Source organism: Sinorhizobium alkalisoli (assembly GCF_008932245.1).
GTDB classification, from domain to species: Bacteria; Pseudomonadota; Alphaproteobacteria; order Rhizobiales; family Rhizobiaceae; genus Sinorhizobium; species Sinorhizobium alkalisoli.
On record NZ_CP034909.1, the window covers coordinates 826,003 to 849,108 of the forward strand.

The 23,106-nt window shown below is 61.6% G+C and carries 21 protein-coding genes; 9 read left to right on the top strand and 12 right to left on the bottom strand.

What is annotated here, in order from left to right; genetic code table 11:
* Positions 1-57: 57 nt before the first annotated feature.
* From EKH55_RS03965 to EKH55_RS04000, 8 genes are all read right to left on the bottom strand, one after another.
* On the bottom strand, positions 58-906 hold the full coding sequence (locus tag EKH55_RS03965) for a carbohydrate ABC transporter permease (protein ID WP_069460643.1): 849 nt from the start codon (positions 904-906) through the stop codon (positions 58-60).
* Complete coding sequence (locus EKH55_RS03970; RefSeq protein ID WP_069460644.1) at positions 903-1,838, bottom strand: carbohydrate ABC transporter permease; 936 nt, start codon at positions 1,836-1,838, stop codon at positions 903-905. The genes EKH55_RS03965 and EKH55_RS03970 overlap by 4 nt, the downstream gene beginning before the upstream one ends.
* Positions 1,831-2,931: an ABC transporter ATP-binding protein gene (locus EKH55_RS03975; RefSeq protein WP_151611007.1), complete on the bottom strand. Its 1,101-nt coding sequence runs from the start codon at positions 2,929-2,931 to the stop codon at positions 1,831-1,833. The genes EKH55_RS03970 and EKH55_RS03975 overlap by 8 nt, the downstream gene beginning before the upstream one ends.
* A gap of 243 nt (positions 2,932-3,174) precedes the next feature.
* Entirely contained in the window at positions 3,175-4,683 is a 1,509-nt protein-coding gene (arfA, locus tag EKH55_RS03980; protein WP_151611938.1) for an arabinosylfuranosidase ArfA, read from the bottom strand.
* 105 nt (positions 4,684-4,788) lie between these two features.
* The gene (locus tag EKH55_RS03985) at positions 4,789-5,715 is read right to left on the bottom strand and encodes an ArsR/SmtB family transcription factor (RefSeq protein ID WP_069460647.1); all 927 of its coding nucleotides are present in this window, start codon (positions 5,713-5,715) and stop codon (positions 4,789-4,791) included.
* A gap of 242 nt (positions 5,716-5,957) precedes the next feature.
* Positions 5,958-7,586 carry a chaperonin GroEL gene (gene groL / locus EKH55_RS03990; RefSeq protein ID WP_069460648.1) on the bottom strand — a complete coding sequence of 543 codons (1,629 nt, stop codon included), beginning with the start codon at positions 7,584-7,586 and terminating at the stop codon, positions 5,958-5,960.
* Positions 7,587-7,716: 130 nt separating this feature from the next.
* The gene (locus tag EKH55_RS03995) at positions 7,717-7,935 is read right to left on the bottom strand and encodes a hypothetical protein (protein WP_034854195.1); all 219 of its coding nucleotides are present in this window, start codon (positions 7,933-7,935) and stop codon (positions 7,717-7,719) included.
* 278 nt (positions 7,936-8,213) lie between these two features.
* Positions 8,214-9,407: a hypothetical protein gene (locus tag EKH55_RS04000; protein ID WP_069460649.1), complete on the bottom strand. Its 1,194-nt coding sequence runs from the start codon at positions 9,405-9,407 to the stop codon at positions 8,214-8,216.
* A 465-nt stretch (positions 9,408-9,872) separates the two neighbouring features.
* Here EKH55_RS04000 and parC point away from each other — a divergent pair, with 465 nt between their 5' ends.
* Both parC and EKH55_RS04010 read left to right on the top strand, forming a co-directional pair.
* Complete coding sequence (parC, locus tag EKH55_RS04005; RefSeq protein ID WP_069460650.1) at positions 9,873-12,149, top strand: DNA topoisomerase IV subunit A; 2,277 nt, start codon at positions 9,873-9,875, stop codon at positions 12,147-12,149.
* A gap of 169 nt (positions 12,150-12,318) precedes the next feature.
* Positions 12,319-12,618 carry a metalloregulator ArsR/SmtB family transcription factor gene (locus EKH55_RS04010; RefSeq protein WP_069460651.1) on the top strand — a complete coding sequence of 100 codons (300 nt, stop codon included), beginning with the start codon at positions 12,319-12,321 and terminating at the stop codon, positions 12,616-12,618.
* Positions 12,619-12,728: 110 nt separating this feature from the next.
* Here the strand turns inward: EKH55_RS04010 and EKH55_RS04015 are convergent, their stop codons facing one another.
* The 4 genes from EKH55_RS04015 to hemB all read right to left on the bottom strand — a co-directional run bounded on the left by EKH55_RS04015 (position 12,729) and on the right by hemB (position 16,090).
* Positions 12,729-13,640 (bottom strand): DMT family transporter, encoded by a 912-nt coding sequence (locus EKH55_RS04015; protein WP_151611008.1) that lies wholly within the window; start codon positions 13,638-13,640, stop codon positions 12,729-12,731.
* Between the two features lie 2 nt (positions 13,641-13,642).
* Entirely contained in the window at positions 13,643-14,422 is a 780-nt protein-coding gene (locus tag EKH55_RS04020) for an arginyltransferase (protein WP_151611009.1), read from the bottom strand.
* Positions 14,423-14,540: 118 nt separating this feature from the next.
* Positions 14,541-15,005 carry an RDD family protein gene (locus tag EKH55_RS04025; RefSeq protein WP_069460654.1) on the bottom strand — a complete coding sequence of 155 codons (465 nt, stop codon included), beginning with the start codon at positions 15,003-15,005 and terminating at the stop codon, positions 14,541-14,543.
* A gap of 71 nt (positions 15,006-15,076) precedes the next feature.
* Positions 15,077-16,090 carry a porphobilinogen synthase gene (gene hemB, locus EKH55_RS04030; protein ID WP_069460655.1) on the bottom strand — a complete coding sequence of 338 codons (1,014 nt, stop codon included), beginning with the start codon at positions 16,088-16,090 and terminating at the stop codon, positions 15,077-15,079.
* 183 nt (positions 16,091-16,273) lie between these two features.
* Between hemB and EKH55_RS04035 the strand changes: the two genes are divergently transcribed.
* From EKH55_RS04035 to EKH55_RS04065, 7 genes are all read left to right on the top strand, one after another.
* Complete coding sequence (locus EKH55_RS04035) at positions 16,274-16,711, top strand: DUF6163 family protein (RefSeq protein ID WP_069460656.1); 438 nt, start codon at positions 16,274-16,276, stop codon at positions 16,709-16,711.
* A gap of 133 nt (positions 16,712-16,844) precedes the next feature.
* Positions 16,845-17,369, top strand: coding sequence for a transcriptional regulator LdtR (ldtR, locus tag EKH55_RS04040; protein WP_069460657.1), 525 nt, complete (start codon positions 16,845-16,847; stop codon positions 17,367-17,369).
* Positions 17,370-17,810: 441 nt separating this feature from the next.
* Entirely contained in the window at positions 17,811-19,142 is a 1,332-nt protein-coding gene (locus EKH55_RS04045; protein ID WP_069460658.1) for a L,D-transpeptidase family protein, read from the top strand.
* Positions 19,143-19,327: 185 nt separating this feature from the next.
* Entirely contained in the window at positions 19,328-20,623 is a 1,296-nt protein-coding gene (gene glyA, locus EKH55_RS04050) for a serine hydroxymethyltransferase (protein ID WP_069460659.1), read from the top strand.
* 12 nt (positions 20,624-20,635) lie between these two features.
* A complete protein-coding gene (gene nrdR, locus EKH55_RS04055; RefSeq protein WP_069460660.1) occupies positions 20,636-21,109 on the top strand; it encodes a transcriptional regulator NrdR in 474 nt (157 codons plus the stop codon).
* A 120-nt stretch (positions 21,110-21,229) separates the two neighbouring features.
* On the top strand, positions 21,230-22,456 hold the full coding sequence (gene ribD, locus EKH55_RS04060) for a bifunctional diaminohydroxyphosphoribosylaminopyrimidine deaminase/5-amino-6-(5-phosphoribosylamino)uracil reductase RibD (RefSeq protein ID WP_069460661.1): 1,227 nt from the start codon (positions 21,230-21,232) through the stop codon (positions 22,454-22,456).
* On the top strand, positions 22,441-23,061 hold the full coding sequence (locus tag EKH55_RS04065) for a riboflavin synthase (protein WP_069460662.1): 621 nt from the start codon (positions 22,441-22,443) through the stop codon (positions 23,059-23,061). Before ribD ends, EKH55_RS04065 begins: the two co-directional genes overlap by 16 nt.
* The last annotated feature ends 45 nt before the right edge of the window (positions 23,062-23,106 follow it).

A 23,106-nucleotide genomic window follows, 5' to 3' on the forward strand; every position in this document is an offset into this window, starting at 1 on the left:
ACCCTTGCTGACTCTCCTCCCGAGAGCCGATTGCCAACGTTCATCGATGGGCTGCCTTCAGCGCACGGCGGCGCCGGAGACGGCCGTCACGATGTATTTCTGGAAGAACAGGTAGAGAATGAGGATCGGCGCGCCTGCGAAGACCGCCTGCGACATCAGGAAGCCAAGCCCCTCCGATTGCGCGAAGTTCGTCTGCGTCGAGGCGATGCCGATCGTCAGCGTGTACATTTCCTTCTTCGTGCCGGAGATCAATGGCCAGAAGTAGTCGTTCCAGGAAGACAGGAAGGTGAAGATGCCGAGCGTTGCCTGGGCAGGCAGTGTCAGCGGCAGCAGCACTTTCCAGAAGATCTTGAAGCGGCTGGCATTGTCGAGCAATGCGGCCTCGTCGAGCTCCTTCGGGATGGCGCGGAAATATTGCGTCATCAGGAACACGCCGAAGGGGGCGGCCAGGCCTGGCAGGATCAGCCCATGATAGGTGTTGTGGAATTTCAGCCAGCTGAAGAGCTGGTGGCGGGCGATCAGCACCGCCTGCTCCGGAACGGCGAGTCCGAGCAGAACAATGACGAACAGCGTATTCCGGAACGGAAAGTTCAATCGCGCAAAACCGTAGCCGGCGAGTGATGAGAGGACCAGCGTGAAGATCGTCAGCGTGCCCGAGACGATCATACTGTTCAGAATCCAACGGAAGACCGAGGACGTCGCCAGGATATTGATGTAGTTGACAATCGTATACGGCGCATGGAAGACGGAGTTCATATCCGTCATCAGTTCCTTGTTGTCCTTGAGCGACATCGCGACGACCCACGCGATCGGCGCCATCATCAGAAGCGCAAGGCTGATCGCCAGGATAAGGATGATGCGATCGCCGGTCGAGCGCCCGACCATGCCGGAAGATATGGAGCTCATCCTTCTACTCCCTTTCGACGCGAGATGAAGTACTGCGTGAGCGCTGCGATCATGATCAGAATGAAAAGGATTTCGGATGCTGCGGCGCCAAGCCCGAGATCCCATTTGGTGAAAGCCGCCTCGTAGATATAGAGCACGATCGGCTTCGAGACGTTGTTGGGACCGCCCTGCGTCATTAGCCGCGCCTGCCCGAAGAGCTGGAACTGCAGGACGATCTCGATGATTATCACCAGGACAAAGGTGCGCCGGATTGAGGGCAGGGTAATGTGCCAGAGGGTGCGCCAGCGGCTCGCATTGTCGAGCGCCGCAGCCTCGTAGATATCCTGAGGCACCTGCTGCAGGGCCGAGAGAAACAGCATCATCGGCAGACCGATGCACCACCAGACGGTCGCGATTGCAATCCCGATCATTGTCAGCTTCGGATCGGAGAGGAAAACGGGCGCGGTTGCGCCGAACCAGCCATAGATCGTGGCGAGCAGGCCGAAATTGCCGATGAAGACGATGCGCCAGATCAGCGTGACGATCGTCACCGACAGGACGGACGACGAGAAGTAGACGGTGCGCAACGCGGCGGCTGTTCTCGTCTTGCGATTGAGTGCCAGCGCCAGCAAGAGCCCGATGAGGGCAAGCGCGGGAACGGTTAGGAAAACGAAATAGAAGGTATTGCCGACCGCCTGGAGGAAGATCTTGTCCCTGAAGAGCCGAAGATAATTGTCGAGGCCGACGAACCGCCCGGTGCCGAAGGCATCGGCCTTGTGCAGGCTGAGCCAGACGCCCCAGAAGAGCGGCACGACGAGCAGCGTCACGAAAAAGATGAGGTAGGGCGCGACGAAAAGCGCGTTGCGCCAGAGCGGCGCGTTGATGTTCTGCGCCGCCTGCCGAGCGGCTGGCCTGGCGGTCGAACTGCTGCCGGGGAGGGCCGCCTCAGCCATGGGCCGTCTCCTCATTGTGCCAGGCCCGGCCTGCGGCGTCGAAAAGGTGGGTGCGAGCGCCGTCGAGTGTCAGGGCAATTTCGTCGCCGATCGCGATGCGGCTGTTGCCGATATCCTCGGCGACGATGGCGCTTCCGTCCTTGAGGCGAGCATAGAGCAGCGTTCGGTCGCCGAGCCGTTCGATCACATCGACCTTGCCCGTGGTCGTCGCCGTCCCGCCATGCGCGAGCTTGACCGCCTCGGCGCGAATGCCGAGCGCGTGCTCGCTACCGTTGATCCCGGCAAGAGGGATCGCCGTCTGCAGTTCGGTCCCGTCCGGCAATCTTGCTCGAACAAAACCTCCCTGGATCGAAAGGCTGACGGGCAGGAAGTTCATCGTCGGCGAGCCGACGAAGGTCGCAACGAAGCGGCTTGCCGGGCGCGAATAGATCTCCATCGGCGTGCCGATCTGCTCGATCTTGCGATTGTTCATGACGACGATGCGATCGGCGAGCGTCATCGCCTCGATCTGGTCATGGGTGACGAAGACCATCGTCGATTTGACGCGGTTGCGAAGCTGGGCGAGTTCGACGCGGGTGCGCACACGCAGCGCCGCATCGAGATTGGAGAGCGGTTCATCGAACAGGAAGGCCTTCGGTTCCTTGACGATGGCCCGGCCGATCGCGACGCGCTGACGCTGACCGCCGGAAAGCTGGCCGGGCTTGCGTTCGAGCAGGTGGCCGATTTCCAGCAGGCGCGCGGCTTCCGCGACGCGGGCGGAAATGACATCGGCCGGCACGTTGATGTTGCGCAGTCCAAACGCCATGTTATCGGCGACGGTCATGTGCGGATAGAGCGCATAGCTCTGGAACACCATGGCGATGTCGCGCTTGCCCGGTGGCAGGTTGTCGATGCGCTGGCCGTTGATCGCGATCGTTCCCTCGTCGACGCTTTCGAGGCCGGCGATCATGCGCAGAAGCGTTGACTTGCCGCAACCCGAGGGCCCCAGGAACACCATGAACTCATTGGCCTTGATCGACAGCGACAGGCCGTCGAGGACGGTCAGCGAGCCGTAGCGCTTGCTGACACTCTGAATGTCGATATGGGCGGTCATGCGGCTGCTCCGATCGGGCAGTCAGAATGGGGAAAGCTGATATACACATTTGGTCGGAACGCGCCGGACGCCATGGTTCTCGGGTGGCTCGGCGAGCCTCGACCGGTCAACGATAGTGCCAAAACAGAAGCGCTTGCTCCCATCTTCTCCTCCCAGCGGCACGTCGAGCCTGTGCCTAAACGATAAATCATACAATTGGAATGTCAACAATATTACGATATGTATCGGTTATCATGATATTAATCAACGCAGCCGGATCATGCGGTAGGAGAGGGGCGGAATCCTGGCGCCGAGTCTTCCATCCGAAGCCACTGCACCGTCTCCCTTCCTCGGGACCACATTGTCCGGTCTTTCGGCCGTGTTGGTGGCGTTGATGTCCGAATGAGCGAGCACCTGGTCATCGACAATCGTCAGCGCGCCGAAGTCGATCAGGCGGACGTTGAGATCGAGCGTTTCCGTGCCATGCCGGTTGACGATGAAGAAGGTGACGGCTTTTTGGTCGGTGTCATGGACGGCCGATACATCGAGATACGGCACGTCGCCGAGGCCCTCGACCCGATAGGTCGGGCTGTCGACATGCAGCTTGAGAGCCGTCCCGCGACCATAGGCCGAGGCGAAATAATAGGGATAGAAAATCGTCTGGCGCCAGGCCGGCCCGCCCGGCACCGTCATGATCGGGGCGATGACATTCACGAGTTGCGCCAGGCAGGCGATCTTCACGACGTCGGCGCGGTTGATAAAGGTGTTAAGGATGCAGCCGACCTGAAGCACGTCCTCGAAATTGTAATCGTCCTCGAGCAGGGCAGGCGCGTGCGGCCATCCATGGGCGCCCGCAAGTGTCTCCTTGTCGCGTTCCTTCGAATGATACCAGACATTCCATTCATCGAACGAGATATAGACGCTCTTGTCCGAGCGCTTCTTGGCCTTGACGTAAGCGATCACGCCGGCGACTGTGCCGATATAGTTGTCGAGTTCGATGCTGCGGGCGAGATAGTTGGCGGTGTTCTTGGCGCGGTTCTCGAAATACATGTGCAGCGAGATGTAGTCGACCTCGTTGTAGGTGTGATCGAGAACCGTCGCTTCCCACTCTGGATAGGTCGGCATGTGCGCATTGGAGGAACCGCAGACGACCAGCTCGAGCGAGCTGTCGAAGGCGCGCATTGCCTTGGCGGTCTCGTGCGCCAGCCTGCCATATTCATCAGCGGTCTTGTGGCCGATCTGCCAGGGGCCGTCCATCTCGTTGCCGAGGCACCAGACCTTGACGCCCCAAGGCTCGGCGCGGCCGTTGGCGCGGCGCTTATCGCTCCATACGCTGCCGCCTGGGTGATTGACGTATTCTAGGAAGTTGCGGGCCTCGTCGAGTCCGCGCGAGCCGAGATTCACGGCGAGCATCATCTCCGTGTCGACGGCCGCACACCATTCGGCGAATTCATGGATGCCGACCTGATTGCTTTCTGAGGTGTGCCAGGCGAGATCGAGGCGGACCGGCCGGCTCTCTTTCGGACCAATGCCGTCTTCCCAATTGTAGGCGGACACGAAATTCCCGCCCGGATAGCGGACGATCGGAACCTTGAGTTTCCTGACAAGATCGATCACATCCCGGCGCATGCCGTTCTCGTCGGCGGTTGGATGGTCGGGTTCGTAGATGCCGGTATAAACGGCGCGCCCGAGGTGTTCGATGAAGGAGCCGTAAAGGCGGGGATCGATATCCGAGATCGTATACTTGCTGTGTACCGTGACCGCAGCCTTCATGCATTCCTCCACTACATCATAATTCATGATTTATATCATAAATCAGGATGAATAAAGCGGAAGCCGCGGCGATGGTCAAGAGGCGATATTTGCCCCGCACAAGTCTCAGCGCGTTTTGAGGCGCAAGAGGATATCCTGGTCGTAGTTGCCGAAACCACGGCCGAAGATGTTGACCCCGCCGGGGTGGCGGGCATTGTCGCGCACGCCGACGCGAAGCCGGATCGAGTGATGCTCTTCGACCTTCAGGTCTGCGAGCTTGACATTGGAGATACGCAGGCCATCGACGAAGGCGCCGTCATCATTGACCCTGAAACTCTTGAGCTTGCCGTATTGCGAGCCCTTGAGCTTCCACCAATCCGGCGTGAAAACCCCGCGTTTGTCGCCGAAATCACCCGGAGACGTCCAGGTTCCGATGTCGACGCCATTGACCGTCAGCGTGATGTCGGAAGGCCAGTCGGCGCTGGTTCCAGGCACTTCCGAGCTCAACTCCATGACGAATTCGACCTCGCGAATAATGGTATTCGTCAGCCGCGCATTATTGGGAAACTGATACTCGACGTAGCCGCGCGTGAACCAGATGAGCGCCGCCTTCATGCGGTCGGGATCGAGAAACGTGTCGGGGACGTCGAGCAGGCCGATGATGCCGTCGACCGAGCAAAGCCCGCAAGGGGCGGTCACCTCGAAGCTCGTATAGAGCCCGAGCGGCATCGACACTTCGATCGCGTCCGGTTCGGTTTCCTTGATTTCATTCTTGAAGACGACGAGGACTTCGTCATAGACGCTATGGCAAACCTTCTGGTTTCCCTTGCGCGCCTTCTGCGTTTCGGTGCGGATGAGCCCGGCCTCCTCCAGCATCTGAACGTTGGTCGAGACGCTCGACTGCGGCAGCTTGAGGATGTCCGCAATTTCGTTGACGTTCAGCGGCCCCTTTTTGTGCAGGAGCTTCAACACAGAGACCCTTGCCGGTGAAGCGAGCCCCTTCAGAATGGGCATGCCTTCCTCCGGGTCGACGACAAGAAAATTGCGGCTCATGGGGCTCCGATAGACAGGGATGAAAATGCGTATCGATGTTCTATATCAAAGAAAGTGATTTATTCAATCGCGTCTTCGCTCGACAAGCGCTCGAAATGACAAGAAGAGATGGCCGGCGTTTCGCTCCGCCCCGCTGCGATTCGAGCTGACAATACGGGGTCGTACGACCGCCCTGCCAACGTGCGGGGCACACAACAGCCGCGCTGTGATCTGCGCTTGTTTCAGGGCTCGTTCCGTCGTTCTTAGAAATCCATGCCCGGTGCCGGCGGCATCGGTGACTGCCCGTCCTTCTTCGGTTTCTCGGCGATCATCGCTTCGGTCGTCACCAAAAGGCCGGCAACGGAGGCTGCATCCTGTAGCGCCGCGCGCACGACCTTGGCCGGGTCGATCACGCCCATTTCGAAGAGATCGCCGAATTCGTTCGTCTGGGCATTCCAGCCGTAGGAGAAGTCCGACTTCTCGCGCAGCTGCCCGACAATGATCGATCCTTCGGAACCGGCATTCTCGGCGATCTGGCGGACCGGCGCCTCGACCGCCCGGCGAACGATCTCGACGCCGACGCGCTGGTCGTCATTGGCCGTGGGCACGCTGCCGAGCGCCTTGACCACCCTGAGCAGCGCGACGCCGCCACCCGGCAGGATACCTTCTTCGACCGCCGCGCGTGTCGCGTGCAGCGCGTCGTCGACGCGGTCTTTCTTTTCCTTCACCTCGACCTCGGTCGAGCCGCCGACACGGATGACGGCAACGCCGCCGGCGAGCTTTGCCAGCCGCTCCTGCAGCTTTTCGCGATCGTAGTCGGAGGTCGTCTCCTCGATCTGTGCCTTGATCTGCGCGACGCGGCCGCTGATATCCTCCCTGCTGCCGGCGCCGTCGACGATGGTCGTGGTCTCCTTCTCGACCATGATGCGCTTCGCCCGTCCGAGCGTGTCCATGGTGACGTTCTCAAGTTTGATGCCGAGATCTTCGGAGACGACGGTGCCGCCGGTGAGAACCGCGATATCCTCCAGCATCGCCTTGCGGCGATCGCCGAATCCGGGTGCTTTGACGGCGGCGATCTTCAGTCCGCCGCGAAGCTTGTTGACGACGAGCGTGGCGAGCGCTTCGCCCTCGACGTCTTCAGCGATGATCAGGAGCGGCTTGCCGGCCTGGATGACCCCTTCGAGGATGGGGATCATCGCCTGCAGGTTCGAGAGCTTCTTCTCGTGAATCAGGATATAGGCATCTTCGAGTTCCGCCCGCATCTTCTCCTGATTGGTGATGAAGTAGGGCGAGAGATAGCCCCTATCGAATTGCATGCCCTCGACCACTTCGAGCTCGATCTCGGCGGTCTTGGCTTCCTCGACGGTGATCACCCCCTCATTGCCGACCTTTTCCATCGCTTCGGCGAGATAGCGGCCGATCTCCGCATCCCCATTGGCCGAGATCGTCGCGACTTGAGCGATTTCCTCGTTCTTCGAGACTTTGCGGGCGTGCCCCTGGAGTTCCTTGACGATCGCGTCGACGGCGAGGTCGATGCCGCGCTTCAAATCCATCGGGTTCATGCCGGAGGCTACGGCCTTGGCGCCTTCCCGAACGATCGCCTGGGCGAGCACGGTCGCCGTCGTCGTACCGTCGCCGGCGACATCGCTCGTCCGCGAGGCGACCTCACGCAGCATCTGCGCCCCCATGTTCTCGAACTTGTCCTCAAGCTCGATTTCCTTGGCGACGGAGACGCCGTCCTTGGTGATCCGCGGTGCGCCGAATGATTTGTCGATCACCACGTTTCGACCCTTGGGGCCAAGCGTCACCCGGACGGCATTGGCCATGATATCGACGCCGCGTAACATGCGGTCGCGAGCGTCGGTATTGAACTTGACGTCTTTGGCAGCCATGTGCGCCTCCTCCCTCAGCACGGAAATCTTTGTTCCTCCGCGTCCGGCCTCATAGGCAGCCGGTCCGCACTCATTTTTGGCATTCTCGCACCGCCCCGGAAGCGACGCGCTCCCGAGGCCTGCACTTGCCTCACTCTTCGACGTCGTCAGGCGTCAGGATGTCGATCAATGCCGCGACGCGGCCGGCGGGAAGATGGCGGCCCTCGCCGATCAGGGCCTCGTCATTGTTGACCCAGGCGATTGCCTCGGCAAGCTCGCTTGCGGTTGCGCCCGTTGCAAGAAGTTCGGCCATCAGAGTCTCGTCGACCGGGCCGAGGATAGCGGTGATATCCGACTGCTTCAGTCCCATGGCGTACTCCTTCCGTTTCATCGGTCGGGCGATGCACGACTGTCGGCAACCCAGATAATAGATAGGCAGCCGCCTTCATCCATCAAGCACACCATCATAGCATCAATCGGAGGGATAAAAAAAAGCCCGGCGCCAGGGCGAGGCTGCGCATGTCTCCTTGAAACGACCTCGTTTCAAGGAGACATGCAGCAACTCAAGAATGCTACAGCGTCGCGCGTCTGAAAAAGACGCGCGACGCTGGAGATTTTGGCTGCCGTACGGGTCGGCGGCAGCGGCAATCAATCGTTCGCCGCCACCGTCACGCCCAGAACCGACGGAAGCGTATTGGGCGCGCCCATGGCCGCGCCCATGATCATCGGAAACGGCACCGGCTTCTCCGGTTCGGCGCTGATGGTCAAGCTCTTCGGGCTGTCGAGATAGGCATTGACGGCAGCAGTCACCTGGTTCTGCAGTTCCGGCAGGTTGAACTGAGCCATCATGATCGGCACCAGGCCCTTCAGCGACTGCGCCAGTTGCTCGCCGGTGACCCCCTGTTGGCTGCCAGCGAAATCGAGCGCCTTTTTCGTGATCGACGCGTCGTCGAAGCGGATCGAGGCGCTGTTGAACGTCAGTTGCTGCATCAGGCCGAGCATGGCGAGGCCCATTGCCTGCTCTGCCTCTTTCTTGTTCGGGTTTGCCTCGGCCGCCTTGACTGCTTCCTGCATCGATTTCAGGAACTCGAGCGTATAGCCGGAAAAGTCCATCGTGATATTCAGCCGTCCGATGTTCTGGAAATCCAGGGCGTATTCCTCGAGTGCGAGATTACCGCTCTTGAGTTCCCAACTTCCTTTCATGGTGATCTTGCCGTCGATCTGCTGCAGGCCGAGCTTCTCGATCGCTTCCTTCGCCTTGGCGTCGTCCATTTCGGAGAGGTCCGCCTGCACGCCGGCGATGATGGCATCGAAGTCGAATCCGGCGTCGTTCTCCTGTCGCGTCAGATTGCCTTCCATGCTGGAAATGGTGAAGGCCTCCTTGCCTTTCACCGTGAGCACCAGCGGTCCGGTGCTGAAGGATTCATAGAGCAGGATGTCGTTGATCGTATCGCCCGACGGATCGCCGGGGATATCGAGACCGCCAATGGCAATATCCTTCAGGGAGATTGCATCCTTTCCGTCCTTCGCATCGACGTCCGGGAAGGAGACCGTCTCGGCGTAGTAGCCGCCGTCGTCCGCTTCCTCGACGCCCTCGAACGTCACCTGACCGATATCGAAGGATTGGCCGGGCTTGGCTGCCACCTGCAGCTTGACGCCCGTGACGGTCACGGTATCGCCGTCGGCCTCCGCCTTGTCGAAGCTAAGCTTGGACCCGTTGAGCTCGAGGGCGGCGCTCAGCTTCCTCACCATGTCCGCGCCGTCTAGGGCAAAGGCCGGGCCGGCAAGCGTGAGAAAGGCGGCGCCGGCCATCATCAGGCGGATCTTGCGCGCGTTCATCATATTGGATTTCCTTTGAAAAAAAATTCGTCGTTAAGTGGTATCCGGAGTCGCCCGTTGCAATCTGAGCGATGTTGGTGCCCTCCGTCAAATCGGCACGGCAATGGCTGCGGAAACGCCGCCGGCGAACATCCCGCCGGCCTTTCCACGCGGGCGCATTCCGATGCATGCGTTGCGGTTGCGGCACTCGCTCTCCCTCAGTCCCAAATCGGTCACGCCAGACCCTAATACGAAACTCGGCAAATTTATATTGCCGCCTGCAATCGCGCGTCATGCCTGATGGATCATGCTTTCCGGAAGGTTAGCCGCAGTGCGTTCAAAACGTCGGAAAGGCAAGCGGAGGGTGCTGGTTCTCCACAAGGTTGCGCAAAAGCGTTCTACGGTTTTGCGATCGGAACCTGCGGCAAACCCATGGATATCTGCTTTGGAATCCTTGCCGTGGCGGACCCGGTGCGCTAGCAAGAGCATATGGGACAGAGCCTTTTGCCGCCATCTGGCGGAGACGACAACATTCTGCCGGTTGACCTCAAGGCAGCGCTGGAAGAGCGCTATCTCGCCTACGCACTGTCGACCATCATGCACCGCGCGCTGCCGGATGTCCGAGACGGGCTGAAGCCGGTTCATCGCCGCATCATCCACGCCATGAGCGAGATGGGGCTCAGGCCCAACTCCTCGTTCAAGAAATGCGCGCGCATCGTCGGCGACGTCATCGGTAAGTTCCATCCACACGGAGACCAGTCCGTCTATGACGCGCTGGTGCGCCTCGCGCAGGATTTCTCGCAACGCTATCCGGTCGTCGACGGCCAGGGCAATTTCGGCAATATCGATGGCGACAACGCTGCCGCCTATCGATACACCGAAGCCAAGATGACCGAGGTTGCGGCCCTCCTCCTGGAGGGAATCGATCAGGACGCGGTCGACTTCCGTCCGACATACAACGAGGAAGATCAGGAGCCGACGGTGCTTCCCGGCGCCTTCCCCAACCTGCTCGCCAACGGCGCCTCGGGCATCGCCGTTGGCATGGCGACGTCGATCCCGCCGCACAATGCGCATGAGCTCTGCGACGCGGCGCTCCATCTCATCCGCCACCCGAATGCGACGGTGGAGGAGCTTCTGTTCGATCCGGCCAATCCTCAGCGGGGCGGGATCGAGGGGCCGGATTTCCCGACCGGCGGCGTCATCGTCGAGAGCCGCGCCAGCATGATCGAGTCCTACCGCACGGGCCGCGGCGGGTTTCGCGTGCGCGCCCGCTGGGGTGTGGAGGATCTGGGCCGCGGCGGCTATCAGATCGTCGTGACGGAAATTCCATACCAGGTGCAGAAGTCGCGGCTGATCGAAAAGATCGCCGAACTGCTCGTGGCCCGAAAGCTGCCGCTGCTCGAGGATATTCGCGACGAATCGGCCGAGGATGTGCGCGTCGTCCTGGTGCCGAAGAACCGCACCGTCGACGCCAATATCCTGATGGAATCGCTCTTCAAGCTGACTGAACTCGAAAGCCGCATTCCGCTCAACATGAATGTCCTGTCGATGGGCCGCGTGCCGCGCGTCATGGCGTTGAACGAGGTGCTGAGCGAATGGCTGGCGCACCGCCGCGAGGTGCTGCAGCGACGTTCCCGCCACCGGCTTGCCGCAATCGACCGGCGGCTGGAGATCCTCGGCGGCTATCTTGTCGCCTATTTGAATATCGACGAGGTCATCCGCATCATCCGCGAGGAGGATGAGCCGAAGGCGGTGATGATCGAGCGCTTCGGCCTGACGGACGTCCAAGCCGAAGCGATCCTCAATATGCGGCTGCGCTCGCTGCGCAAGCTTGAGGAATTCGAAATCCGCACCGAATTCGACGCGCTCTCCAAGGAAAAGGCCGAGATCGAGGCGCTGCTCGCATCGGATGACAAGCAATGGCAGACCGTCGCCTGGGAGATCGGCGAGGTCAAGAAGAAGTTCGCCAAGGCGACCGAGATCGGCAGGCGGCGCAGCACCTTCGCCAACGCGCCCGAGGCCGATATCGAAGCCATCCAGCAGGCGATGATCGAGAAGGAGCCGATCACTGTCGTCATTTCGGAGAAGGGTTGGATCCGGGCCCTCAAGGGGCACATTTCCGACACGTCCTCGCTGCAGTTCAAGGACGGCGACGCGCTGAAGGTCGCGTTCCCGGCGCAGACGACGGACAAGATCCTTGTCTTCACCACCGGTGGCAAGGTCTATACGCTCGGCGGCGACAAGCTGCCGGGCGGGCGCGGCCACGGCGAACCGCTGCGCATCATGGTCGACATGGAAACCGATCAGGATGTGCTGACGGCGCTCGTGCACGATCCAGCGCGCAAACTCATCGTCGCGTCCGCCGCCGGCAACGGCTTCGTCGTCACAGAGAGCGATATTGTTGCCAATACCCGCAAGGGCAAGCAGGTGATGAATGTCGCCATGCCGGACGAGGCGAAACTCGTGGTTGCCGTGAAGGGCGATCACGTCGCGGTCGTCGGCGAAAACCGCAAGATGCTCGTCTTTCCGCTGGTGCAGATCCCGGAAATGGCCCGCGGCAAGGGCGTGCGCCTGCAACGCTACAAGGATGGTGGCATTTCCGACATTCGCTGCTTCGCCATCGCGGACGGCCTCACCTGGGAAGACAGCGCCGGCCGGGTCTTCACCAAGTCCAAGGACGAACTGATCGAGTGGCTCGGCGATCGTGCCGGGGCCGGCCGTGTCGTCCCCAAGGGCTTCCCGCGCAGCGGCCGCTTCAGCGGCTGACCGCAAGATTCGGCATCTTGAAATTACAGGTTGCTGCATCATCTTGAATAGGCGCCCCCGCCTTTTCTCCAGGCGGGACTTTCCGCTGGGGGCGCCATCACTCTTTGACCCATGATTCCTGAAGTCCGACGAGACGCGGGGGAATCCTGCGCCCGGAGAGAGGAACGCGATGATTTCGGCCCTTGACGACACCTTGCTGGCGCTCGCCGACCCGACGCGCCGCCGCATACTCGAAGTCCTGCTCGCTGGCGAGGCCTCCGCCGCGGATATCGCCATCGCTGTCGGCGTTCGACGGGACGAGCTTTTAAGGCATATGACGGTTCTCGAAGAGGCGGAGCTGATTTCCCGGCGATCGCAGGGCGAGGGCGAACTGATCGCCGCCAATCCGGCGCCGCTGGAGATCGCGGCCGAATGGATCAACACCAATCGCGAACTCTGGGCGATGCGCTCTCAGATGCAGGAAACATAGAGCAGCCGCCCTGAACCGATTTTCGGAAAGCTCGATGCGCAGATTCAAAGCGTGACGGCGATGTTTGCGCGTCCAATGCGTCTGAAAAGACGCGCGGCGCCACAAGGCACTCAACCGGCAAGCGGTTGCTCCGGGCAGGAATGCTGTGGCTTTGCCATCTTATGGCGCATCTGCCGGAGCGAATGGCCGACCAAGGCCAGGATCAGGATCGCGCCACCCAGAAGGGTCTGGGCCGTGGGCGTTTCGGAAAAGATGATCCAGACCCAGATCGGTGCCAGCACCGTCTCCAGAAGATAGAACATGCCGACTTCAGGCGCCGAGAGATAGCGCGGCCCCGTCGCCAGACAGAAGAAGGCGAGGGGGATCACCACGAGCCCGTTGACGAGAATGTAGCCGGGCTCGGCGATGGAGAAGCCGTCGGATGGCAGGAGCAGGAGCGCGGCGAGTGCCGGAAAAATCGCGGTCGTCAGTGGCACCAGCGCCATGTCCCGGCCACTGGCGCGGCTGACGGTGATCGCACTTGCCAGCAGGAAAGCGGAGCACGCGGCCATGGCGTCCCCGAAGAAATGACCGCTTTCCAGGCCATCCGCGACGATCACTCCGACGCCCAGAAGCATGAACGCCATCGTCAGGAGCGTGGCGCGGGAAGGCCGCTCCTTCAGGAATATCCAGGAGAGAATCGCCGCGAACATCGACGTGAATGCAAGGATGAAGACCACATTCGTGGTCGAGGTATTGAATACCGCAAGCAGGAAGGTGAAGGAATTGATGCCGTAGAAGAGACCGGCCATGAGACCGGCCTTGCCGGGGATCAGCGCGGTCGGCCGGCGCAGCACGCGATTGATAACGAACCAGGCGAGGATCGCGACGGCGAAGGTCGACAGGCTGCGCAAGGCGAGCAGCGACCAGACCTCGCCGTTCGCCGAGCGGATCAGCGGAATGTCGAAGGAAAGTGCAAGGCCGCCGAGGCCGGTGATGGCAAGACCACGCCGGTGGCGGGCGGCGTCAGGAGAGTGGCGCAAGATTAGTCCGTGGAGGTGTCTCTGGATTCGGGATCGCCAGCATAGCGCTCCCAGCCGCGCGCCATAAGATGCTCCTGCGGCAAAAATTTCGTCTTGTAGCCCATTTTCCGGGAGCCCTTGACCCAATAGCCGAGATAAACATGCGGCAGGCTGCGTTCCTTCGCCCTGCGGATGTGGTCGAGGATCATGAAGGTGCCGAGCGAACGGTTCGAAAGAGCCGGATCGAAGAAGGAATAGACCATCGACAGCCCGTCGCCCATACGGTCGGTCAGCGCCGTGGCAACGAGCGGACCGCGGGCCCTTTCGCTGATCCCGTCGCCCTCGGCCCGCAGCCGGTATTCGATGATGTGGGTATGGACATGGGTGTCCTCGACCATCATCGCGTAATCGAGCACGGACATGTCGGACATGCCGCCCTTCTGGTGGCGGTTGTCCAGGTATCGGCGGAAGAGGTTGTATTGCTCGCTGGACGGTTCGGCCGGATATTCGGCGGACATGATGTCACGGTTGGCCGCGAGCACGCGGCGCATCGATCGGGTCGGCGCAAATTCGTTGGCGAGAATGCGCACGGAGACGCAGGCGCGGCAGGTTTCGCAGGCCGGGCGATAGGCGATGTTCTGCGACCGGCGAAAACCGCCCTGGGTCAAGAGATCGTTGAGCTCGGGGGCTCGTTCACCCACCATGTGGGTGAAGACCTTCCGTTCCATTTCGTTCGGCAGGTAAGGGCACGCTGCCGGCGCGGTCAGGTAGAATTGTGGAGACGGTGTGGTCTGTGTGTTCATCGAGCGTGGCGGTCACTCTTCGTGCGGCTCATCGCCATAGGATGGCCGAAGAATGGAAAACGTCAACACACTCGTTCGGCAAGACACCAGCAAATTCAGGTGGGTTTGGCCGGGGCTGTCAGTACATGTCGCGCCGGACGACGACGGTGCCGATCAGAAGGTCGTGCAGCAGCCTCCCGCGATCAGTGAAGAGGCCGAGCAGCAGGATGAGCGGCGTCAGCAGTGCATTGGCGATCCAGAAGATAGCCAGGTGCACGATGGCCGTCAGGAAATCCATCGGCCGCCCGTCGGTGCGGGCGATTGCCACGCCCATGACTTTCATCCCCGGCGATGCCTGATCGCGTCCGCCGACGGTGAGCCCGAAATAGAGCATCGCCACCAGCGCAAACAGAATCGGATAGAGGAAAAAGCCGAGGCCGAGCGTAAGGATGCCGATGAAGAAAACGACCACCGCCGCCGGGATCCAGAGAAGCGCGACAATAACGTAATCGAGGATGAAGGCAAACACCCGGCGCGACAGGACGCCCTGATAGGCGCGCCAATCCTGGCTCGGAAGTCGGAGTTCTTGGTCGTGCATGCTCATTTCGGCCCTCGCGTCGTTCCCGAATCATATGGGGAGCGATTCCGACAAAACAATGCGGGTTGCCGCAAGCGTCAGGGATTTTGAAGGAGCTTTGCCGCCTCGACGGCAAAATAGGTGAGGATGCCGTCGCAGCCCGCCCGCTTGAAGGCAAGCAAGGTTTCGAGCATCACCCGTTCGCCGTCGATCCAGCCATTGGCGGCGGCCGCCTTGACCTGCGTGTATTCGCCCGACACCTGATAGGCGAAGACGGGCAGGCCGAAGGCCTCCTTCATTCGCCAGCAGATGTCGAGATAGGCCAGTCCGGGCTTCACCATCAGCATGTCGGCGCCTTCTTCGACGTCGAGTGCGGCATCGCGAATTGCCTCGGTGCCGTTGGCCGGGTCGATATAGTAAGTCTTCTTGTCGCCCTTGAGCAGTCCGCCGGTGCCGATCGCCTCGCGATAGGGGCCATAGAAGGCGGAGGCGAATTTCGTCGCATAGGACATGATGCCGACAGTCTGGTGACCGCTCGCATCAAGCGCTTCGCGGATTGCGCCGATCCGCCCGTCCATCATGTCGGAAGGAGCGATGATGTCGGAGCCGGCATTCGCCTGGATCACTGCCGCCCTGGCAATCGCCTCCACCGTCTCGTCATTGACGATCTCGCCGTCGCGCAGGATGCCGTCGTGGCCGTGACTGGTGAAGGGGTCAAGCGCCACGTCGGTGATGACGCCGATATGGGGAACTGCTTTCTTGATCGCTCGGGTCGCCTGGTTGATGAGGTTGTCGGGCGCGAGGCTGTGCGAGCCGGTCTCGTCGCGCAGCGCCACGTCGATATTGGGGAAGGTGGCGATGGCTGGAATGCCGAGATCGGCCGCCTCCTTTGCCGCCTCGACCGCCTTGTCGACGCTCATGCGGTTGACACCTGGCATCGCTTCGATCGGGTCGACGATGCCATTGCCGGGGACAATGAAGATGGGCCAGATCAGGTCGTCGACGGTGAGGCGGTTTTCCTGGACCAGCCGACGCGTCCAGTCCGCCTTGCGGTTGCGGCGCATGCGGCGGTGTCCGGTTATCCTGTCCACAAGATTTGTACTGCCGTTCATCGCGCCTGGCGCCTTTCCTTCGTCTCTATCCTGAACGCGGTTTATCACGCGCCTCACCGGGTTGAAAACAGTCTTGCGAGGCGCGTGCCTGCGGCATTTTTCGCTCGACGAGAGGTGTGATCGAGATCGCCTTCCCGTCCTTCGTGCTGGTGCGCCGAATGCGCACGGCCTATCTTGCGACCTATGCTTCATGATTCTCAGCATGTGCCGAAGCCGTCGCTTGTCGAAATTCTCTTCGGCTGGTTTCTGCGGCTGGTGTCCATCGCCTGTTTCTGGTTCGCGCTCGAATACTGGGCGATGCTGATCGGTTTTTCCCATGGCGGCGCCGGCCGGTTCGATCTCTTGCCGCCTCAATGGCGCGCGGCCGCGACGGCGCTTGCCGTCGTCTACCCGGTTGCGGCGATCGGTCTGTGGCTGCTCGTCTCCTGGGGTCCGGTGGTCTGGGTCGTCGCCGCTGCAATCGAAATCGCGATGTACGAGTCCTATCCGGGCATTCTCGGCGCACGTCCGTTCCTGCTCCTGCTGCACGGGAGCGTCGCCGTCACCTTCGTCCTCTTTCGTGCCGTGCTCTATTTTCAGCGGCTGCGCCAGGCGCGGAAGGTAAGGGTTGATTCACCCTGAGACAGGCTCCGGCAGTGGTAAGTACATGTTAAGGCTGCGGTTTAAGTAGAATTTTATACGTATTCGATAGGGTCTCACTCAAGGCGGGAAAACAAAGAGACACCGCCAAGCGAAACAGTGAGGCACGAAGAAAATGAACACGAAAATGAAGCCGCAGGCCGCAGCGCCCCAATACACCCAAGGTAATCTCCAGGAAGAGACGATCCGTGGTCTCTATCTCGAATCCCTTCACCTCGTCGAGCGTTTGCATCGGCGCCTGCTGGACGTCATCAAAGACGAATTCGACCGTCAGGGCCGCAGCGACGTCAATGCCGTCCAGGCGCTCTTGCTCTTCAACATCGGCAACTCCGAACTGACCGCCGGCGAGCTTCGCTCACGGGGTTACTATCTCGGCTCGAACGTTTCCTACAATGTCAAGAAGCTGGTCGATCTCGGTCTAATAAACCACCAACGCTCCCGCGTCGATCGCCGTTCGGTTCGCATCAGCCTGACCGAGGAAGGCCAGGAGATCGCCGAAACGGTCGCCAGGCTCTATGAGCGCCACATCGTCTCGATCGACAAGGTCGGCGGCATCGGCTCCGAGGAGTTCACGCAGATGAACAAGCTCTTGCAGCGCCTCGATCGCTTTTGGAACGACAGCATCATGTATCGCCTTTAGTTGGGCGGCGGTCACCTCCAGCACCAGAGGTCGGGCGCAATCCCTGCGTGTCCGGCCTTTGCTGATATTGTCCGCGGTGATTGTGGGCGCTCCTCCGCCGGCGGTCGGCCGTTTTGGCCGCCGAGACACGAATCGGCCATATTGCTGTGACAGCGACGCAGGCACGCGGCAGGTTCTCGTGTGCGGTTGCGTTTCGTCGCCGTCCGCCTGCCGGTATGGCTCTCGCTTGCATGACCGTGTAGGTATGTGTGGGGCGGGTGGGCATGCGAGTTAACCTTTGTTAACCACGTTCGTGCTACTGCTTGTCTCCTTGAATCGACCTCTGGTGAGGGAGGCATGCAGCAGTTCAAAGAGCTGTAGCGACCCCTGCGCGTCTGATGGGACGCGTGGGCGCTGCAGGGCTCGGGCAGCGCGTTTCGACGCATTGAGATGGTAGGGACTATGTCGAAAAAGAACGGAATTGATGCTAACTCGCGTCGCGCATTTCTGCGCTCGGCCGCAGCGTTTGGCGCCGCGGCATGGGCCGGGTCTGCGTATGCTCAGACGGCGCTGGATGAGCTCATCAATTCGCCGCGTCGCGGCTCCTGGGACGACCAGTTCGACGCAAAGGCCTCGCGCACCGCAACGGCAGTCCTCTCCAACACGCCGGTCTTCGGACCCGAGACGATCGCGCATGTGCAGCAGGCGATTTTCGACTACCAGCAGATCGTCGCCGCCGGCGGATGGCCGATGGTAACGGCGCCATCGACCGTGCGGCTGGAACTCGGGGTGAACGACCCAGCCGTCCAGCAGTTGCGTCAACGGCTGATGGTCTCCGGCGACCTGCCTCGCGCGGCCGGCATTTCCTCCGCCTTCGATTCCTATGTCGACGGCGCGGTCAAGCGATTCCAGGCCCGCCACGGGCTGCCGACGGACGGCGTGATCGGCGAGTTCACGCTGAAGGCGCTCAATGTCGACGCCGCCACCCGACTGGCTCAGCTCGAAACCAACCTCGTGCGGTTGCAGTCGATGTCCGGCGATCTCGGCCGCCGCTATGTCATGGTCAACATTCCCGCAGCCTATATCGAGGCGGTCGAGAACGGTCGCGTCGTGCTGCGCCACACCGCCATTGTCGGCAAGATCGACCGCCAGTCGCCGATCCTCAACTCCAAGATCTACGAGGTCATCCTCAATCCCTATTGGACCGCGCCGCGCTCGATCGTTCAGAAGGACATCATGCCGCTGATGCGCAAGGACCCGACCTATCTGGAGCGCAACGCCATCCGCCTCTTCGATGCCAGCGGCAACGAAGTTTCGCCAGAAACGGTGGACTGGAATGCGGAAAAGGCGCCGAACCTGATGTTCCGGCAGGATCCGGGCAAGATCAATGCGATGTCCTCGACGAAGATCAACTTCCACAACGAGCACGCGGTCTACATGCACGACACCCCGCAGCAGGGCCTGTTCAACAAGCTGATGCGCTTCGAATCCTCCGGCTGCGTACGCGTGCAGAACGTGCGTGACCTTTCGACCTGGCTGCTCAAGGAGACGCCCGGCTGGTCGCGCCAGCAGATCGAGGCGACGATCAAGTCGGGAGTCAACACGCCGATCGAGCTCGCCGAAGAGGTGCCGGTCTATTTCACTTACGTCACCGCATGGTCGGCGAAGGATCGCGTAGTCCAGTTCCGCGACGATATCTACCAGCGCGACGGCGCGGCCGAACTCGCGCTGCAGACCACGACCGGAATCGAGCAATCGGCCGGACCGATCGACGCCGACGCCCTGCCGCAATAAGCAAGGTGCCGTATTCTTCGACAAAGGCCGCGCATCTCCATGGAATGCGCGGCCTTTCACGTGATTGCGGTCTCGATATTTGGGCGCCCCGGATGGTGGAAATGGCGCAATCCGCATAGCGGATATTGCCCTCGGCGTGCGAGGAAGATAAAGGAACACCCACCTTTGAGAGGAGCCTCGAGCCGATGCTTGCACAGACCAACGACGCCTTTTTCACCCGCTCTCTCGCCGATAGCGATCCGGAGATCTCCGGTGCGATCGAGAAGGAGCTCGGTCGCCAGCGCCATGAGATCGAGCTGATCGCTTCCGAAAACATCGTTTCGCGCGCCGTGCTCGAGGCCCAGGGCTCGATCATGACGAACAAATATGCCGAGGGCTATCCGGGCAAGCGCTATTACGGCGGCTGCCAGTTCGTCGACATCGCCGAGGAACTGGCGATCGAGCGCGCCAAGAAGCTCTTCGGTGTCAATTTCGCCAACGTGCAGCCGAATTCGGGCTCACAGATGAACCAGGCGGTGTTCCTGGCGCTGCTGCAGCCGGGCGACACCTTCATGGGTCTCGACCTCAATTCCGGCGGTCACCTGACCCACGGTTCCCCGGTCAACATGTCGGGTAAGTGGTTCAACGTCGTTTCCTACGGGGTGCGTGAAGACGACCATCTGCTCGACATGGATGACGTTGCCGAGAAGGCGCGCAGGCACAAGCCGAAACTGATCATCGCCGGCGGCACCGCCTATTCGCGCATCTGGGACTGGAAGCGCTTCCGCGAAATCGCCGACGAGATCGGCGCCTGGCTGATGGTCGACATGGCGCATATCGCGGGCCTCGTTGCCGGCGGCCAGCATCCTTCGCCGTTCCCCCATTGCCATGTCGCGACGACGACCACGCACAAGTCGTTGCGCGGTCCCCGCGGCGGCATGGTTCTCACCAATGACGAAGAGATTGCCAAGAAGATCAACTCGGCCGTCTTCCCGGGTCTGCAGGGCGGTCCTCTGATGCATGTGATCGCCGCCAAGGCTGTCGCTTTCGGTGAGGCTCTGCAGCCCTCCTTCAAGGATTATGCGGCACAAATCGTCAAGAACGCCCGCACCCTTGCGGAAACGCTGAAGGCCAACGGTCTCGATATTGTCTCGGGCGGTACCGACAACCACCTGATGCTGGTGGATCTGCGCAAGAAGAATGCGACCGGCAAGCGTGCCGAGGCCGCGCTCGGACGCGCCTTCATCACCTGCAACAAGAACGGCATCCCCTTCGATCCGGAAAAGCCCTTCGTCACCTCGGGCGTGCGCCTCGGCGCGCCGGCCGGCACCACGCGCGGCTTCAAGGAAGCGGAATTCAAGGAAATCGGCGAGCTCATCGTCGAAGTCCTCGATGGCCTCAAGGCCGCGAATTCCGACGAGGGCAATGCCGCGGTCGAAGCGGCGGTCCGCGAGAAGGTGGTGAAGCTCACCGATCGCTTCCCCATGTACAGCTACATGTAATCGGAAGGCCGCATGCGCTGCCCCTATTGTGGTTCTGAAGACAGCCAGGTGAAGGATTCCCGTCCAGCCGAGGACGGGAACGCCATTCGCCGTCGCCGCATCTGCCCGGACTGCGGCGGCCGGTTCACGACTTTCGAGAGGGTGCAGCTGCGTGAGCTGATGATCATCAAGAAGACCGGCCGAAAGGTGCCTTTCGACCGGGACAAGCTGTTGCGATCCTTCGAGATCGCGCTCAGGAAACGCCCGGTCGACCGTGATCGGATCGAGCGGGCAGTCTCCGGCATCGTCCGCCGCCTGGAGAGCTCCGGAGAGACGGAGATCCACTCGGAGGAAATCGGCCTCCAGGTGCTCGAGGCGCTGAAGAGTCTCGACGACGTCGCCTTCGTCCGCTACGCCTCCGTCTATCGCGATTTCTCCCACGCCGACGATTTCGAGAAGGTGATCGCCGAAATCAGCGCCAAGATCGCGCGCGATCCCGGAGAATAGCCAGAGCAGATATTCGTGGTCCCTCCCGAGCTGTCTGCCCCGGTTCCTTTATTGCCACAGGTCTGGTCGCGAAACGGTGGGACACTTTCGCGGAACCTGCATTGGGAGACTGGGAGGCGCATGAGCGAGCCGATACATGAAGACGAGAGATTCATGGCTGCGGCGTTGCGTCTCGCCCGGCATAATCTCGGTCTCACCTCTACCAATCCTTCCGTCGGCTGCGTGATCGTCAAGGATGGGGCGATCGTCGGTCGCGCCGCGACGGCGCCGGGCGGCCGCCCGCATGCCGAGACGCAGGCGCTTGCCGAGGCCGGTGAAAGGGCGAGGGGGGCAACGGCCTATGTCACCCTCGAACCCTGTTCGCATCACGGCAAAACGCCGCCCTGTGCCGACGCGCTCGTTGCCGCGGGCGTGGCCCGTGTGGTCGTGTGCATTCTCGACCCCGATGAGCGCGTAGCCGGACGCGGCGTGGTGAGGCTGCGCGAGGCTGGCATCGATGTCGATCTCGGCATTCTCGGCGAGGCCGGCGAGCGCGTGCTGGAGGGCTACCTCATGCGTCAGCGCAACAAACGCCCGCACGTGATTCTGAAACTTGCCGTTTCCTCCGACGGCATGATCGGCAAGGAAGGGGAGGGGCAGGTCAGGATCACCGGCGCGATCTCCCGTGCGCAGGTACAGGTCCTGCGGGCCGAAACCGACGCGATCCTTGTCGGCGTCGGCACGGCCAGTGCCGATGATCCGGAACTGACGGTGCGGCTCGCCGGCCTCGAGGAACGCTCCCCCATTCGCATCGTGCTCGACCGCCGCCTGGAACTGCCGATCGAGTCGAAATTGGTGCGCACGGCGCGCGACATTCCGCTGATAGTCGTGGCGGGCGGCGCGGATATTCCTTCTCCCCGCCCGCGGGGAGAAGGTCCCAGAAGGGCGGATGAGGGGCCAGGCGGCAGCGATTCGCCCCTCTCCTCGGGTTTAACCCGAGGACCGGCCCTCTCCCCGCACGCGGGGAGAGGGGGCGACTACGCTAACCGCCGTGCAGCCCTTGAGGCCGCCGGCGTCGAGGTCCTGTGCACGGACACAATCTCCGACCTTTTGACGGCACTCGCGTCGCGCGGCATCTCTTCGCTCCTGGTCGAGGGCGGCGCCCGTGCCGCCCGCGACTTTTTTGATGCGGATCTCATCGACCGCATCCTGCTGTTCACCGGTCCGGCAGCCATTGGCGAGAGCGGCATCAGATCCCCATTTGAACGGACGTCCGTTCCGCCCCGCTTCACACTCCGGCGCATCGCGCGCTACGGTGACGACATTTTCGAGGAATACGAGAGAGATACCGGATGTTCACAGGCATAATCACCGACATTGGCAAGGTTGAGAAGGTCGCGCCGCTCAGCGAAGGGATCAAGCTTCGCATCGCCAGCAATTACGATCCGAAGACGATCGACATGGGCGCCTCAATCGCCCATGCAGGCGTGTGTCTGACGGTGACGGGGCTGCCGGAGACCGGCAGCAATGAGCGCTGGTTCGAAGCGGAGGCATGGGAGGAGGCGCTGAGGCTCACGACCATCGGCGCCTGGCGAGAGGGCACCCGCATCAATCTCGAACGGTCGCTGAAAATCGGCGACGAGCTTGGTGGCCATATCGTCTCGGGTCACGTAGACGGAGTCGCGGAGATCCTCGCCGTGGAACCGGAAGGCGACGCCGTGCGCTTCCGCCTGCGGGTGCCAGATCATCTCGCCCGTTTCGTCGCTCCGAAGGGGTCAGTGGCGCTCGACGGCACGTCGCTCACCGTCAACAAGGTCGACGGCGCCGAGTTCGATGTGCTTTTGATCCGCCATTCGCTCGAAGTCACCACCTGGGGAGAGCGCAAGGCCGGGGATCTCGTTAATCTCGAAGTCGACACGATGGCGCGCTATGCGGCGCGACTGGCGCAGTTTCCCGCTCCGAAGCCGGAGTGATTGCTCGCCACCGCGGCCAAGGGTGCAGTTCGCCCCGGGGGAGGG